This window comes from Bacillus sp. (in: firmicutes), from assembly GCA_012842745.1.
Lineage (GTDB): Bacteria > Bacillota > Bacilli > Bacillales > Bacillaceae_J > Schinkia.
Genome location: DUSF01000005.1, coordinates 1 through 15,455, shown reverse-complemented (window position 1 = coordinate 15,455; position 15,455 = coordinate 1). Strand labels below are relative to the sequence as shown.

At 38.8% G+C, this 15,455-nt stretch carries 15 protein-coding genes and 1 rRNA gene; all 16 read right to left on the bottom strand.

Going from position 1 to position 15,455, the window contains the following annotated elements:
- Nucleotides 1-43: 43 nt before the first annotated feature.
- Nucleotides 44-556 (bottom strand): NYN domain-containing protein, encoded by a 513-nt coding sequence (locus GX497_01105; protein ID HHY71834.1) that lies wholly within the window; start codon nucleotides 554-556, stop codon nucleotides 44-46.
- A gap of 6 nt (nucleotides 557-562) precedes the next feature.
- Nucleotides 563-1,303 (bottom strand): 23S rRNA (guanosine(2251)-2'-O)-methyltransferase RlmB, encoded by a 741-nt coding sequence (rlmB, locus tag GX497_01100; protein HHY71833.1) that lies wholly within the window; start codon nucleotides 1,301-1,303, stop codon nucleotides 563-565.
- Nucleotides 1,300-1,659 carry a Mini-ribonuclease 3 gene (locus tag GX497_01095; protein ID HHY71832.1) on the bottom strand — a complete coding sequence of 120 codons (360 nt, stop codon included), beginning with the start codon at nucleotides 1,657-1,659 and terminating at the stop codon, nucleotides 1,300-1,302. The genes rlmB and GX497_01095 overlap by 4 nt, the downstream gene beginning before the upstream one ends.
- 65 nt (nucleotides 1,660-1,724) lie before the next feature.
- Entirely contained in the window at nucleotides 1,725-3,125 is a 1,401-nt protein-coding gene (gene cysS / locus GX497_01090; GenBank protein ID HHY71831.1) for a cysteine--tRNA ligase, read from the bottom strand.
- Nucleotides 3,115-3,771: a serine O-acetyltransferase gene (cysE, locus tag GX497_01085; GenBank protein ID HHY71830.1), complete on the bottom strand. Its 657-nt coding sequence runs from the start codon at nucleotides 3,769-3,771 to the stop codon at nucleotides 3,115-3,117. The genes cysS and cysE overlap by 11 nt, the downstream gene beginning before the upstream one ends.
- A 347-nt stretch (nucleotides 3,772-4,118) precedes the next feature.
- A complete protein-coding gene (locus GX497_01080; protein HHY71829.1) occupies nucleotides 4,119-5,576 on the bottom strand; it encodes a glutamate--tRNA ligase in 1,458 nt (485 codons plus the stop codon).
- A 101-nt stretch (nucleotides 5,577-5,677) separates the two neighbouring features.
- A complete protein-coding gene (locus GX497_01075; GenBank protein HHY71828.1) occupies nucleotides 5,678-6,151 on the bottom strand; it encodes a 2-C-methyl-D-erythritol 2,4-cyclodiphosphate synthase in 474 nt (157 codons plus the stop codon).
- Nucleotides 6,148-6,846 carry a 2-C-methyl-D-erythritol 4-phosphate cytidylyltransferase gene (locus GX497_01070; GenBank protein HHY71827.1) on the bottom strand — a complete coding sequence of 233 codons (699 nt, stop codon included), beginning with the start codon at nucleotides 6,844-6,846 and terminating at the stop codon, nucleotides 6,148-6,150. Before GX497_01070 ends, GX497_01075 begins: the two co-directional genes overlap by 4 nt.
- A gap of 10 nt (nucleotides 6,847-6,856) precedes the next feature.
- Nucleotides 6,857-7,969 (bottom strand): PIN/TRAM domain-containing protein, encoded by a 1,113-nt coding sequence (locus GX497_01065; GenBank protein HHY71826.1) that lies wholly within the window; start codon nucleotides 7,967-7,969, stop codon nucleotides 6,857-6,859.
- Nucleotides 7,970-8,115: 146 nt separating this feature from the next.
- A complete protein-coding gene (gene radA / locus GX497_01060) occupies nucleotides 8,116-9,495 on the bottom strand; it encodes a DNA repair protein RadA (GenBank protein ID HHY71825.1) in 1,380 nt (459 codons plus the stop codon).
- 116 nt (nucleotides 9,496-9,611) lie between these two features.
- Nucleotides 9,612-12,035, bottom strand: coding sequence for an ATP-dependent Clp protease ATP-binding subunit (locus tag GX497_01055; GenBank protein HHY71824.1), 2,424 nt, complete (start codon nucleotides 12,033-12,035; stop codon nucleotides 9,612-9,614).
- A 5-nt stretch (nucleotides 12,036-12,040) separates the two neighbouring features.
- The gene (locus GX497_01050) at nucleotides 12,041-13,120 is read right to left on the bottom strand and encodes a protein arginine kinase (GenBank protein HHY71823.1); all 1,080 of its coding nucleotides are present in this window, start codon (nucleotides 13,118-13,120) and stop codon (nucleotides 12,041-12,043) included.
- A gap of 3 nt (nucleotides 13,121-13,123) precedes the next feature.
- Nucleotides 13,124-13,669 (bottom strand): hypothetical protein, encoded by a 546-nt coding sequence (locus tag GX497_01045; protein ID HHY71822.1) that lies wholly within the window; start codon nucleotides 13,667-13,669, stop codon nucleotides 13,124-13,126.
- A 53-nt stretch (nucleotides 13,670-13,722) separates the two neighbouring features.
- Nucleotides 13,723-14,184: a CtsR family transcriptional regulator gene (locus GX497_01040; protein HHY71821.1), complete on the bottom strand. Its 462-nt coding sequence runs from the start codon at nucleotides 14,182-14,184 to the stop codon at nucleotides 13,723-13,725.
- 169 nt (nucleotides 14,185-14,353) lie between these two features.
- Entirely contained in the window at nucleotides 14,354-15,019 is a 666-nt protein-coding gene (locus GX497_01035; protein HHY71820.1) for an MgtC/SapB family protein, read from the bottom strand.
- 313 nt (nucleotides 15,020-15,332) lie between these two features.
- A 5S ribosomal RNA gene (gene rrf, locus GX497_01030) occupies nucleotides 15,333-15,449 on the bottom strand.
- Nucleotides 15,450-15,455: the final 6 nt, after the last annotated feature.

The window sequence follows — 15,455 nt, the reverse complement described above, 5'->3', positions numbered from 1 at the left end:
TATAGATAGCAATATTATACAGCAGGTAATTTCAGGGAGTCAACTATTCCTGGCTTCCTCGACGCCACTTTTCAAAAATTTCAGCAATTTCGCTTTTTATTTTTATTCGATTCGTTGCTTTTCTTTGATTTGTTTCCTGTACAGATCGGTTAATCTTCTTGTCAATGTCGTTCACCTCGATTAGTAACTCGCGCGCCGACTTTCTTAAAGCACCTTGACCAAATACTACCCACTGCTCAGTATAATCGGAAGTTGCCACGTGCACTTGCGTATTTATATTAGTAAGCTCATTTGCCATTTTTTCTATTTTTTCATCAGCAATTTCATTTTCCTTCGTGAAGATGACCTCAACATTTTGGTTTGTTATTTTTTTTTCAATTCCGGGGACTAAGTGGGCATCGAAGACAATAATAACCCGGTAACCAGTATATGCTTTGTATTCCGCCATTTTTTCTATTAATTTATCACGGGCGGCGGCAAAATCTGTCTTCTGCAATTCTCTAAGTTCAGGCCAAGCACCAATTATATTGTATCCATCGACTATTAATACATCCATAACCGCCTATTCTCCAATAGGATTCCGTTTCCGATAGACCTCGTACATTAAAAGACTTGCAGCTACAGATGCATTTAGGGATGTCACTTTACCGACCATCGGCAATCGTACTAAAAAGTCACATTTTTCACCAATAAGCCTGCCTATCCCTTTCCCTTCACTCCCAATAACGATAGCTACTGGCATTTTGCCATCCATTTGTCTAAAATCCTGCGTGCCTTTTGCATCTGTTCCGACAATCCAAACCCCTTTTTCTTTTAACTCCTCCATCGTTCTAGCTAGATTCGTTACTCTTGCTACAGGTACGTGTTCAATTGCCCCTGTCGATGCTTTAGCAACTGCGGCGGTCAATCCTACCGCACGCCTTTTCGGAATAATCACCCCATGCACGCCTGCTGCATCAGCAGTACGGAGAATGGACCCTAAATTATGAGGATCCTCAATTTCATCTAAAATTAAAAAAAATGGGTCTTCATTTCTTGCTGCTGCGGCACTAAATAAATCGTCTAGTTCTGCGTATTGATAAGCCGCTACGGACGCCGCAACACCTTGGTGGTTACCCGATACAGTTTGGTCAAGCTTTTGTTTTGGCACATATTGAACAATAACACCAGCCTGTTTTGCAAGTTGAATCACCTGCTGCATTTGCCCCCTACCCGCGCCTTCAGCAATCCAAATTTTATTTATATCACGCTCTGCTCTTAATGCTTCAAGCACAGGGTTTTTCCCAATAATCCATTCACTCAATTTGTCTTCACTCCTTTCTTAATCGATTGAAATCCATACTCCATCAATTCATTTAACCGCTCTTTGTTCCCTAATAGATAATGGTAGCCAAGCAAGGCTTCAAAGGCAGTACTGTACCTATATGTCTGTACATCAGTATTTTTTGGTATGGTTGCGGATTTTGCATTTCTGCCTCTTTTAACAATTGCGACTTCTTCGTCTGTTAAAAGATTCTGTTCCATCAAAGCATGGACCATGGTCGATTGAGCTTTTGCTGAAACATACTTTGTTGCTTCGCGATGGAGCTGGTTAGGCCGGACTCCACCGCAAGCTAATAAATTAAATCTAATGAAACACTCAAAAACAGCATCGCCCATATAAGCTAACGCTAAAGAGTTTAATTGTTTTACATCGATAGTATGGTTTATATGCACAGGCGATCCTACATCCTTTTCCAACGTGTTCCTTGCGGAGTATCCTCAAGAATAATATTCAAGTCTTTTAATTGATCCCTTATTTCGTCTGCGAGCGCAAAATTGCGATTTTTTCTAGCATCAATTCGCTTTTGAATTAACTCCTCAATTTCCTCATCTAGCAATTCATTCGTCTTTTGTAGTTGAATCCCTAATACACCCGCTAATGTTTCAAATTGCTCTATAAACGCCTGAATCACTTCAGGGGATGTTTGCTTCTCCCTTAAGTAAATATTAGCTTGTTTAGCTAAATCAAATAAAACGGAAATGGCATTGGCTGTATTCATGTCATCATCCATTTCAGCAATAAATTGTTTGCGAAGTTCTTCGATAACTTTCAGCCATTGTTCGTTATTATTTGTTAAGCCTGTGCTGCTTTCTTTTCGATATGTCAGGTTTTCATAGGCAGTACGAATACGCTCTAAGCCGCTTTTGGCATTTTCCAACAGCTCCTGACTGAAGTTAATTGGATTCCGATAATGGACAGAAAGCATAAAGAAACGAAGCACCTGCGGATCAATTTGTTTTAAAATATCGTGCACAAGCACAAAATTACCAAGCGACTTCGACATTTTTTCATTATCAATTTGAATATAGCCATTGTGAAGCCAGTAGTTCGCAAATGTCTTGCCTGTTAATGCTTCAGATTGGGCTATTTCATTTTCATGATGTGGAAAAGTTAAATCTTGCCCACCTGCATGAATATCAATCGTCTCACCAAGATATTTCTTCGCCATCGCCGAACATTCGATATGCCAACCCGGACGGCCTTTACCCCATGGACTTTCCCAAAATATTTCACCTTCTTTTGCCGCTTTCCATAAGGCAAAATCAAGTGGATCTTGCTTCTTTTCGCCAACTTCAATCCGAGCACCAAGACGGAGTTCATCAATTGGTTGATGTGAAAGCTTCCCATAGTCTTCGAATTTTCGCGTTCGAAAATAAACATCACCTTCAGATTCGTAAGCAAAGCCCTTTTCAATTAATATTTCGATAAATTCAATAATACTATCCATGTTTTCCATCACACGTGGATGGACGTCGGCCTTCAGAACGCCTAGGGCCTTTACATCTTCGTAAAAAGCTTGAATGAAGCGGTCAGCGATTGTTGGAACATCTTCTCCTAATTCCTTTGACGCTTTTATTAATTTATCATCGACGTCAGTAAAGTTGGAAACATACGTTACATCATAGTCTCTAAATTGGAGGTAACGACGAACTGTATCGAAAACGATTGCTGGTCGTGCATTCCCAATATGAATATAATTATAAACAGTCGGGCCGCAAACATACATTTTCACCTTCCCGTCCTCAATCGGTTTAAATTCTTCCTTCCGACGTGTTAACGTGTTATATAATTTAATTGCCATTAGCAATTTCTCCTTTATCTTTTTTATTTAACTCTTCTTTCAGTAAATTAATTTGTTTTTCCATCTCGGCAAGCTTTTCGGAAACAGGGTCTGGTAATTCATTATGTTTTAAATCATGGCCTACCTTTAATCCATCCTTAATGACAATCTTCCCTGGAATACCTACTACAGTTGAATTCGGTGGGACCTCTTTAAGAACAACTGAACCCGCCCCAATTTTTGAATTTTCCCCGATGGTAATCGAACCTAATACCTTTGCACCTGTTGCTACAAGCACATTATCCATTAAAGTAGGATGTCTTTTGCCCTTTTCTTTTCCCGTACCGCCTAGCGTCACACCTTGGTAAATCGTAACATCATTACCAATTTCGCATGTTTCACCGATGACAATACCCATACCATGGTCAATGAAGAAGCGGCGGCCAATTTTAGCACCTGGATGGATTTCAATCCCAGTAAAGAAACGGCTTACCTGTGAAATAACTCTTGCAAGAAAGTAGAATTTCCTTTTATAGAGGGCATGCGCAAGCCGATGGGACCAAATGGCATGTAAGCCTGAATAGGTTAAAATCACTTCTAAATGACTTCTTGCTGCAGGATCTTGCTCAAAAATAACTTTGACATCTTCTCGTAAAATTTTAAACACGATTAACCCCCCCTATTTTTTTAAAAAAATAAAAAAGCGCCCCTATGCTTATATGCACAGAGACGCTTACGCGCGGTTCCACTCTGTTTAGGTGCTTGACGGATTCGGTCCGAAACAATACCCCAACTTATCTCTTGTAACGGTAGAGGGCCGCTTTTATCTACTAGATTATTCGTTCAATAATAGACTCAGAGGTGCATTTTCAAGATATATTGCTTAAACTACTTTCAGCCGGTGGTAGTTCTCTCTGTTAAAGCAATGCCAACCTTTACTTTTCCTCATCAACGTTGTTTCAATTATATAATATATTTATACTATATTATCTTTTTCCGCAATTGCCAATCATTTTATTGCAATAAAGACTGTAAACGGGTGAGAATTTTCTCTTTGCCTAGTAAATAAATGGCTTGCGGTAAATCAGGTCCATGGACTTGTCCAGTTGTCGCAACGCGGATTGGCATAAATAAGTTTTTTCCCTTTTGACCTGTTTCCTTCTGCACAGCTTTCATTGCCGCCTTAATTTCTTCAGGGGCAAACAATTGCAGTTCTTCAATTTGCTGTTTAAAGCTTTGGAGAACTACCGGTACACTCTCTCCGCTTAAAACCTCTTTTGCTTCTTCATCAAACTCAAGATTTTCCTTGAAGAATAGTTCAGTAAGTTCGACAATTTCCGCACCATAGCTCATTTTCTCTTGATGAAGGGCAATTAAACTACATGCCCATGCCTTTTGTTCCTCTGATAATTCCTGCGGAAGTCGACCAGCTTTAATAAGATGCGGCAATGATATTTCAACAAGGCGATCGACATCAATTTGTTTAATATATTGGTTGTTCATCCACGTTAATTTATTTGTGTCAAAAACAGCAGGTGCCTTTGACAATCGACTAGGGTCAAAGATTTTAATAAATTCTTCTTTTGTAAAAATTTCTTGTTCCCCGCCTGGTGACCAGCCTAAAAGCGCAATAAAGTTAAATAAAGCTTCAGGCAAATAGCCTAATTCTTCATATTGCTCAATAAATTGAATAATTGTTTCATCACGTTTACTTAATTTTTTATGAGATTCATTGACAATTAACGTCATATGGCCAAAAGTTGGCGGCTCCCAGCCGAATGCTTCATAAATCATTAATTGTTTTGGAGTATTGGAAATATGGTCATCACCGCGAAGGACATGGCTTATTTCCATAAGATAATCGTCAATGACAACAGCGTAATTATATGTTGGAATGCCATCTTTCTTAACAATAACAAAATCGCCAATGCCATTTGATTCAAACGACACTTCACCTTTGACGACATCATTAAATGTATATGTTTTGCCACTTGGCACTTTAAAGCGGATGCTCGCTTTGCGGCCTTCCTGCTCAAGTTCTTCTTGTTCATCTTGAGTTAAACCACAGCATTTTCTAGAATAGGCTGGCGTTTCACCTTTCGCCATTTGCACTTCCCGTTCTTGTTCCAATTCTTCTTCCGTACAATAACATTTATAAGCAAGGCCTTTAGCTAGTAAATCCTCCGTATGCTTATTATAAATATCTAGCCGTTCCGTTTGCCGATAAGGACCATAGCCACCATCCTTATCAACACTTTCATCCCAGTCAATTCCAAGCCATGTTAAGTATTTCAGCTGACTCTGTTCCCCGCCCTCAACATTTCTCTTAACATCTGTATCTTCAATCCGAATAATAAATTTACCGTTTTGGTTTCTAGCAAATAAGTAATTAAATAATGCCGTCCGTGCATTTCCAATATGTAAATGTCCTGTGGGACTTGGTGCATAGCGAACTCTAATTTCCTTTGTCATCATTTAGACACCTTCCGTTCATTTTCCTTTTCCTAAAATTTCTTCTCTATCTTAAATAATATTAAAGTAGTGGTCAAGCCTTAGTCCCGCTCCGCCAAAGTTTACTTTACGAGAAGTATGACTGCTTGCGCAGCAATCCCTTCACCGCGTCCTGTAAAACCAAGCTGCTCTGTTGTTGTTGCTTTTACATTTACTTGTCCTATTTCAGCATCTAATAAACTTGCAATCCGTTCCCTGATTTGCTCTATATATGGAGACATTTTTGGCTTTTGGGCAATAATCGTACAGTCTAAGTTTCCTAACCTATACCCTTCTTTTTTTATTAAAGCCCAAACATGCTCCATGAGCTTTGCAGAATCCGCATCTTTAAAAGCAGAATCTGTATCTGGAAAATGCTTGCCGATGTCCCCAAGCGCCAAAGCGCCTAATGCAGCATCACTAACTGTATGAAGGAGTACATCTGCATCAGAGTGACCAAGCAAGCCTTTTTCATAAGGTATCGTAATGCCGCCAATGATAAGCGGTCTTCCTTCCACTAGCTGATGAACATCAAAACCTTGGCCAATTCGTATCATTCGTTATTCCCCCTATTAGCTAATATTGCTTCCCCATAAAGTAAATCCTCTTGTGTTGTTAGTTTAATATTCTCATAATCACCAATCACAATATGGACGTTTTTACCTAATCTTTCAACAAGACTAGAATCATCCGTACCTAGAAAATGGTGATTTTCGGCATCTTGATGTGCTGCTAAAATAACAGACAGACGAAAAGCTTGTGGGGTTTGCACCGACCACAAGCTTGAACGCTCCACTGTTTTTTGTACTATGTTGTTCTGAACGGCCTTAATTGTATCTTTTACGGGAACTGCTACAACCGCACCATCATATCGGGCTGCACAGCGAACGAGTTTATGAATCGTTGTTTTTTTGATAAACGGTCTAGCGCCATCATGAATTAATACTATTGTATTTTCAACTTGATCTCGTAAGGCCTTTAAACCATTATAAACACTATGCTGCCTCTCCTTGCCGCCATTAACAATTTTAATGACTTTTTTAATATGATGTTCACGAATAAGTTCTATAAAAATATTCACTTCATATTCATTAACAGCAAGAATAATGCCTTGGCAATTTTCATCCTTATCAAAAACATTTAATGTGTGAATAATCACCGGTATGTTATTTAATTTAATGAATTGTTTATTCATCCCCGCGTTCATTCTTTTGCCTTGCCCAGCCGCAGGTATTACAACATAATAGTCCATTTTGTTCACCTTATAACGCCTTTTCTAAAAGTTTGGGCTTGGCGAAAATCATACGGCCTGCAGATGTCTGCAATACACTTGTAACAAGCACATCAATACGCTTACCGATATAATCCCGACCTTCCTCAACAACAATCATCGTTCCATCATCAAGATAGGCAATCCCTTGATTGTGCTCTTTGCCGTCTTTAATGACTTGAACGCTCAATTCCTCACCCGGAAGAACAACTGGTTTAACCGCATTCGCCAAATCATTAATATTTAATACAGCCACATTTTGCAACTCACAAACTTTGTTTAAATTAAAATCATTTGTGACGACGATTCCGGAAGTAATTTTTGCTAATTTTACAAGCTTACTATCAACCTCTTGTATATCTTCAAAATCGCCTTCATAAATCTCAACATTGATTGCTAATTCTTTTCTAATTCTATTCAAAATATCTAAACCGCGTCGACCTCTATTTCGCTTTAAAGCATCTGAGGAATCAGCGATGTGTTGCAGTTCTTCCAAAACAAATTGCGGAATGACAATCGTACCTTCTAAAAAACCCGTTTGGCAAATATCTGCAATGCGACCATCGATGATAACACTTGTATCAAGGATTTTAAGCTTGCCCGGCACGTATTCCTCTTGTTGTTCAGCCTCATTAGATGATGACTTCTTTTTGTCCCTTGCCCCTAGTCGAGCTGGAATTGAAAATAAATTAATGAGTTCTTCACGTTTTTTAAACCCTGTTTGGAACCCAAGATAACCTAGAAACACTGTTACAAAAATTGGAATAATCGTGCTTAAAACCTCAAACTTAATACCTTTTAAAGGAATCATAATTAAAAAAGCTACAATTAGACCAACAATAAGTCCCAAACTACCAAACATAATATCTGTCGCTGGTGCCTTTACTAAAGCTTCCTCAATCTTACGTATTAAACCTACAATATAATCAGTTAACCAAAATGTAGAAAGAAATAAAATAAGTGCGCCATAAACAGTACATGCATAAGGGGAAGCAAGCCACCCGATGTTACCGATATTTAGTAATTCCAATAGCTGCGGAAAATATAAATACCCTAAAGTTCCACCAACGACAATAAAAAATAATTGTACAATTTTTTTAACCATTCCTTCACCTCCTTTAACATTATTAACTAATTTTCTATTTTAAAAACATATTCTTCACTGAAGCTGAAAAAATATTTCCTATCTTATTTTATATTGAACGGACTATAAATATCAATTTTGTAGGCCGATTACTAAAAATTGCATATTCATCCTAGCGTGTACTCCAACGCTTGTGAAACTGTAGAAACACCGATCACTTCAATCCCTTTTGGCACAGTCCAACCCCCGATATTATTTTCAGGAACAATAACCCGCTTAAAGCCAAGCTTTGCTGCTTCTTGGACACGCTGCTCCACTCTTGATACTCTCCTTATTTCTCCCGTCAACCCAACTTCACCAAACACGACATCTGTCGGGTTAGAAGGCTGGTCACGGAAACTTGAAGCGATGCTTACGGCTATCCCGAGATCAATTGCTGGTTCATCCAGCTTAATGCCGCCGGCCACTTTCAAATAGGCATCATAAGCACCTAACAAAAAGCCAACCCTTTTTTCTAAAACAGCCATAATCAGTGACACGCGGTTATGGTCAATGCCAGTTGCCATTCTCCGTGGGTTTCCAAAGCTTGTCGGCGCAATTAACGCTTGAATTTCAACTAACACGGGGCGTGTCCCTTCCATTGAAGCGACGACAATTGAGCCCGCTGCCCCTTCAGCTCGTTCCTCCAAAAATATTTCTGACGGATTTAAAACTTCCTTTAAGCCATCCTCCTTCATTTCAAAAATTCCCATTTCATTTGTTGAGCCGAAGCGATTTTTGACTGCTCTTAAAATTCGGTAAGTATGATGGCGCTCCCCTTCAAAATACAAAACAGCGTCAACCATATGTTCAAGCAACCGCGGTCCAGCAATCGAACCTTCCTTAGTGACATGACCGACTAAGAAGATGGCAATCCCCTTTGTTTTTGCGATTCGCATAAAATGAGATGTACATTCCCTTACTTGTGATACGCTACCTGGGGCAGACTGAATCTCGGGATGGTATACCGTTTGAATTGAGTCAATAACAACAAAAGTTGGATTTAGCTCATCAGTCGCTTTTTCGATAAATGCTAAATCTGTTTCCGATAAAACAAAAATATTATCACTTGTTATACGTAAACGGTCTGCCCGAAGTTTCGTCTGACGAACAGATTCTTCACCTGAAATATATAAAACTTTATAATTGCTATTCGCAAGCTGAGACGTAATTTGCAAAAGAAGCGTCGATTTCCCAATTCCGGGGTCTCCGCCGATTAATACGAGCGAACCTGGAACAATACCCCCACCTAATACTCTGTCCATTTCTTTATAATCTGTATGAATTCTTGGTTCGCTTACGGATTGGATGGATGTAATGATTTGTGGTTTATTTGCCCCTGCTACAGATTGTGAAGAGGTAATAAATGATTGGCGTCTAGATGGTTTCGTAATCTCCATTTCCTCTACCATTGTGTTCCATTCGTTACATCCTGGACATTTACCCATCCATCTTGGTGTTTCATATCCACATGATTGACAGCAAAATTTCGTTTTTTTCTTAGACATGGAAAAAATCCTCTCTTAGAAAGTTACCTCATATTTCTACTATTTATGATACCATAAGTAAGATTGTAATAAAAAGAAAGGAAGGACGCTATTTGCGTCCTTCACTTCATACTTAGTTACATCGTTTTTACTACATAGTCATCGTTTTCTACATCTATCGTAACCTTTTGCCCTTTTTGAACTGTTCCTTTTAATAATTCTTCAGATAAGCGGTCCTCAACCTGCTTTTGCAATGCACGTCTTAATGGTCTTGCACCATATTCAGGGTCAAAGCCTTCTTTAGCAATTTTTTCCTTAGCTGCCTCTGTTAATTCAAACTCAATCTCTTGCTCTTTTAATCGTCTTGTTAATTCATTAGCCATTAACGTAACAATTTCGTTAATATGCTGTCTCTCTAATGAGTGGAAGACAATAATTTCATCAATTCGATTTAAAAATTCAGGACGGAACGCTTTTTTCAATGCATCCATTACCTTTGACTTCATGTCCTTATACTCTTGACCTTCCTGCACATTAAAGCCAACATACTTATTGCGCTTCAATTCACTTGCCCCAACATTTGATGTCATGATGACAATTGTATTGCGGAAGTCGACTGTACGCCCTTTTGAGTCTGTTAAACGACCATCCTCTAATACTTGAAGAAGAATATTAAATACTTCTGGGTGAGCCTTTTCAATCTCATCTAATAAAATAACTGAATATGGTTTACGGCGAACCTTTTCCGTTAATTGACCACCTTCTTCATGACCTACATATCCAGGAGGCGAACCAACTAAACGAGAAGTCGTATGCTTCTCCATATATTCTGACATATCTATACGGACGAGCGCGTCTTCATCACCGAACATTGCTTCTGCAAGTGCCCGCGCTAATTCTGTTTTACCTACTCCAGTAGGTCCCAGGAAAATAAATGAGCCAATTGGGCGCTTAGGATCTTTCAAGCCTGCACGTGCTCTACGAATGGCTTTGGCAATCGCTTTAACAGCTTCTTCTTGACCGATAACACGAGAATGAAGGATGCTTTCCATATTCAATAAGCGGTCTGTTTCGGCTTGCGCTAATTTTGAGACAGGGACTCCCGTCCATGCTGACACTACTAAAGCAATGTCCTCAGTAGTAACTTCGGAATTTTCTTTCCCTTGCTTTTCTTTCCATTCTTTCTTTGTTTTTTCTACATCTTCACGGAGACGCTGTTCGGTATCTCTTAATGAAGCAGCTTTTTCAAACTCCTGACTTTGAACCGCTGCATCTTTTTCTTTTCTTATTTCCTCTAATTTTTGCTCAAGCTCTTTTAAGTTCGGCGGAGCAGTATAGGAACGAAGGCGGACCTTGGCAGCTGCCTCATCTATAAGGTCAATCGCTTTATCTGGAAGAAAACGATCCGAAATATAGCGATCTGACAGCTTAACAGCTTCCTCAATTGCTTCATCTGTAATCGTTACCCGGTGATGGGCTTCATAACGATCTCGTAGTCCATGTAAAATTAAAATCGTTTCTTCCTTTGTTGGCTCCCCAACTTGGATTGGTTGGAATCGGCGCTCAAGAGCAGCGTCTTTTTCAATATATTTACGATATTCATCTAGCGTTGTTGCTCCGATACATTGCAACTCACCACGCGCGAGTGATGGTTTCAAAATGTTGGAAGCATCAATCGCACCTTCCGCCCCGCCCGCACCAATTAACGTATGCAATTCATCAATGAACAGAATAATATTACCAGCTTGGCGTATTTCGTCCATTACCTTTTTGAGACGGTCTTCAAATTCACCACGATATTTTGTACCAGCAACAACAGTCCCCATATCTAATGTCATCACGCGCTTATTACGAAGAATCTCAGGAACTTCATTTTGCACAATTTGCTGGGCAAGACCCTCAGCAATAGCAGTTTTACCTACACCAGGCTCACCGATTAAGACTGGATTATTTTTCGTACGACGGCTTAACACCTCTATTACACGTTGAATTTCTTTGCCTCGCCCAATCACAGGGTCTAAGCTTCCTTCACGGGCAATTTGCGTTAAATCACGTGCCAAACTATCCAATGTCGGTGTATTAGCGTTTACTACTGCCCCACTTGAATGACCGCTGGAGGTAGACTCATTTGAACCAAGGAGCTGTAAAACTTGTTGGCGTGCTTTGTTCAAACTTACCCCAAGATTATTTAATACTCGTGCTGCAACGCCTTCCCCTTCACGGATTAGACCAAGCAAAATATGCTCGGTGCCAACATAGGAATGACCAAGCTTTCTAGCCTCATCCATTGACAGCTCAATCACCTTTTTGGCTCTTGGTGTATAATGAATCGTTTGACTCACTTCATCTCCTCTACCAATCAAGCCCTCTACTTCTTCTTGAATTTTTTCAGGGCCAAGATTGAGGGCGATAAGAGCTTTTGCCGCAATCCCTTCACCTTCCCGAATTAGACCTAATAAAATATGCTCAGTCCCGATATTGCTATGTCCTAAACGAACTGCTTCTTCTTGCGCTAATGCTAATACTTTTTGTGCACGTTCTGTGAATCTTCCAAACATCATTTAGATCACTCTCCCATCGAATCTTTTTCTAATTGTAATCGTTCTCTGATTAGAGTTGCTCTCCTAACATCTCTTTCTTCAGGCGTTAGTTTTTTTCCTGCAAATCTTTGTAAAAAACCTGGCTGTGTTAAAATCATTAATTCACTTAAAATGGATCTTGATACATTTTTAATAAATCCTAAGTCAATGCCAAGCCTTACATCTGATAGACACTGGGAGGCTTCGCTAGATGTAATGATGCGGCTATGTGCTAATTTACCATAGGAACGCCAAACCTTATCTTCTAGCTGAATTGGAGAATTTTTTAGGAACATCTCTCGCGCTGTGCGTTCCTGAGCGATTACTTGCGCGACGACACTCTCCAAATCCTTAACAATATCTAGCTCTGACATTCCTAAAGTCATTTGGTTCGATATTTGAAATATATTTCCTTGAGCTTGGCTGCCCTCACCGTAAATTCCTCTTACAACAAAACCTAATTGATTGATTGCTGGGATGATTTTATTCATTTGATTCGTTAAAATAAGAGCAGGTAAATGCATCATGACTGATGCTCTTAACCCTGTACCAACATTGGTTGGACAGCTCGTTAAATAACCTCTTTTTTCATCAAACGCAAAATCGATGCCTTCTTCAATCCAATCATCAATCTCATTGGCAACTTGAAGCGCCTGTGATAACTGTAAGCCCGGAAATAAGCATTGAATCCTTACATGATCCTCCTCGTTTACCATGATGCTAACTTCTTCATTTTCTGATAAAATTACCGCACCATGTTCAGAATTTTCCACAAGGTGAGGGCTTATTAAATGTTTCTCAACTAGTACGCGCTTATCAATAAACTCCAGTCCATCCATCTTTATTAGTTCAAAATTACCAATATTCCCAAAACTATGTTTCGCAATCGAATCATTAAGTAATTGAATGACCCGATCCAATTCCTCTCCCGAAGCTAAGCTTGGGAAAACAACATCTTTAAGGTTCCGTGCTAAACGAATTCTACTACTAAGAACAATATCACTATCAGGGCCTTCCACACTCATCCATGGGCTTAATGCCTGACTGATAAAACGGTTTAATGACATCGATTAATGCTCCCCCTCTCCATGCTCACTTAAGTGCTGCTCTATGGAGCGGATTTGATCTCTTAATTCAGCTGCCTTTTCAAATTCTTCATGTTGGATTGATATTTGTAATTGTTCTTTCAACGCGGCAATTTCTTTCGCTAAATGAAGGTTGCCGCCGATTCGCTTCGGAATTTTTCCAACATGTGTTGTATTACCACTATGAACTCTTCTTAAAATCGGATCAATTTTTGAGCTAAATGTTTCATAACAATTTGAGCATCCGAATCTCCCCATTTTGGAAAATTGCTGAAAGGTCATACCACACTGCTTACATTGGGCCGTATCTAAATTTACAAATGGATTCGAATTTGGATTTGTTGCAATTGAATAGTCTAAGTTTAATAAGCCAGAAAGGAGATTGCTGATTGAGAACCCTCCTGCTGCTGACATGATTTCACCTTTTTCCCTTGCGCATTGCTCACAAAGATGTGTTTCCGTCTTTTTCCCATTAACAATCTTCGTAAAATGAAGCGATGCGGGATTTTGGTGACATTCCTGGCATTCCATAATAACACCTCTCCCTCGATTGCAAATTTTCAAAATTTTATTCTATATTGAAATTACTTATATTTTAAAGTAAAGAGCATTGACTTCAGTATTTTCGACCGAAGCTCATCTCTAACAGGTAAATCGATTAACAAGACATTACGGTCAATAGCACTTAATAGTAATTTAGCTTCCCTTTGGGAAATTGCCTTTTCTTCGAGTAACCGTTCAACAAGAATATCAGCAGTAGATTGTGAAATACGAATTGGGATTAATTCAAGCATTTGATCAATTAATTCGGCATGGTCATCTGTTTCGACTTTAATAATTCGAATATATCCCCCACCACCCCTTTTACTTTCCACAATATACCCCTTTTCAATTGTGAAACGGGTATTGATAACATAATTTATTTGTGAAGGGACACATTGAAATTTTTCTGCTATTTCATTTCTTTTAATTTCAACAATATTTTCTTCGCTAACATGTAAAACCTTCTTTAAATATTCCTCTATAATATCAGAAATATTTCGCATCAATCCCTCCCCTTTCTCCTGACTTTGACTTTCTTTGACCATGTATATATTATATAGTTTTAGAACGATACTTTTCAACAAAATAGATTTATTTAGAATCAGTAGTATCATTCCCAATTTTCCAGTTAGACAAACTGCAATTAACATATTTGATAAACAACAGTTAATCTCAAAACGTTTGATGGACAAACTCTAGCCTTGATATTTTATCTTGAAGTTCTGCAAGGATTGATGGATCATTTTCCATATTAACTTGAATTGTTATTTTCTTTTTGTCAGCTTCTCCCTTTTCGCCTTTTACTGTTTTTATAGAAATACCTTGAAACGCGATTTCTTCTTTTTCTAATACTCTTAATACTTCGTTTAACTTATTACAATCCTTGTCCATTACGATATTTAGTAGCTGGGATGTACCGGTTGGGAACATTCTTCTCTCAAATTTATTCAAAAAGATTAAACTTAATAAAACAACAATTGTCGTCAAAACAGCTGGAGCGAACATACCAACTCCTACTATCAAGCCAATACCAGCAACAATCCATATTGATGCAGCAGTTGTTAATCCGCGAATTGTCGCACCTTTAACTAAAATTGTTCCAGTACCAAGAAAACCAATACCACTAATAACGTAAGAAGGAATCCTCGCCGGATCAAACCTAATATTCCTATTATTATCGATATAATCTTCAAATCCATATAAAGAAAGAAGCATCATTAAACAAGAACCCACACCAACTAATAAGTGGGTTCGAAAACCAGCCGGTTGTTTTTTTACTTCACGTTCAAAACCAATAACCCCACACAACAATGCGGATATAAAAATTCTAAAGGACATTACCCAAAAATGCTCACCCAAAATTTGCTCCATCGTAAGCCCCCCTTATTTCCATGTCTACCTATATAATTCGTAATAGGCATGTTTTTTTCCTTGTTAGTATTATTAACAATATTTTATGCAAAAAAAGTATAGGCGGATATAGGCGAGCTTGCTCTTTTAAAAAAAATACAAAATATAGGCTTGTATTTTTTATTCTATTTATGGAAAAAGCTATTCATGCAAAAGTAATTGAAAGTTTTTTGTGAAATTTGCTTTATTACACTGACTTCAACACAAAAAAGAGCAGCATTTCTGCTACTCCTTTTAATATGCTTGGCAACGTCCTACTCTCACAGGGGGACAGCCCCCAACTACCATCGGCGCTGAAGAGCTTAACTTCCGTGTTCGGCATGGGAACGGGTGTGACCTCTTCGCTGTCGTCACCAAACATTAT